At 66.9% G+C, this 242-nt stretch carries 1 protein-coding gene; it reads right to left on the reverse strand.

The window, feature by feature from the left end:
* On the reverse strand, positions 1 to 196 hold a 196-nt coding region (locus CH42_RS00015; protein ID WP_239683881.1), incomplete at its 3' end, for a GntR family transcriptional regulator.
* Positions 197 to 242 lie beyond the last annotated feature (46 nt).

The following is a 242-nucleotide window of genomic DNA, read 5'->3' on the forward strand; positions in this document are numbered from 1 at the left end:
CGAGGCCCTCGATCGCCAGCGCGTTCAAGGCATCGCGCACCGGGGTGCGCGAGACGCCGAGCCATTCTTGCAGCTGCTGGTCGTCGAGCTGCTCACCCGGGGCGAACGCGCCGCTGAGAATGGCGTCTCGGATCGCATCGTGCGCTTCTTCGCGCAGCAGGCGGCGTTTGGAGATCGGTGAGGACGAGCGAGGCACTGGCACAGGTTCCTCCTGAATCGAGCGGTACGGAGCACCCGCAAAC

It is taken from the genome of Leucobacter musarum subsp. musarum (genome assembly GCF_001273845.1).
Lineage (GTDB): Bacteria > Actinomycetota > Actinomycetes > Actinomycetales > Microbacteriaceae > Leucobacter > Leucobacter musarum.